The organism is Candidatus Accumulibacter vicinus (assembly GCF_000584955.1).
Classification (GTDB): Bacteria; Pseudomonadota; Gammaproteobacteria; order Burkholderiales; family Rhodocyclaceae; genus Accumulibacter; species Accumulibacter vicinus.
In genome coordinates, this window is record NZ_JDSS02000024.1 from 108,502 (window position 1) to 108,740 (window position 239).

1 protein-coding gene is annotated in these 239 nt (G+C 68.6%); it reads right to left on the minus strand.

Annotated features, from left to right (window positions below; translation table 11 throughout):
* A partial coding sequence (locus CAPSK01_RS22705; RefSeq protein WP_273703520.1) for a ketoreductase domain-containing protein occupies positions 1-239 on the minus strand: 239 nt, incomplete at both ends.

Consider the following 239-nt stretch of genomic DNA (forward strand, 5'->3'; position numbering starts at 1 on the left):
GGCATAACCGAGGCCGCCGAGTACCGCCGAGATCGACGAGAGCAGGATGTAGAAATCTGGCGGGTCGTCGCGCAGCAGGCGGTGCAGCACTCGCAGGCCGTCCACCTTGGGACGGAAGTGTTCGGCGCAATGCTCCGGCCGGGTGTCCTGTACGGCCAGGAAGGCCTGCTCGGCGACGATGCCGGCGCCGTGGATGACGCCGTCGATAGGTCCGAAGCGGCTCCTGGCCTGCGCCAGCG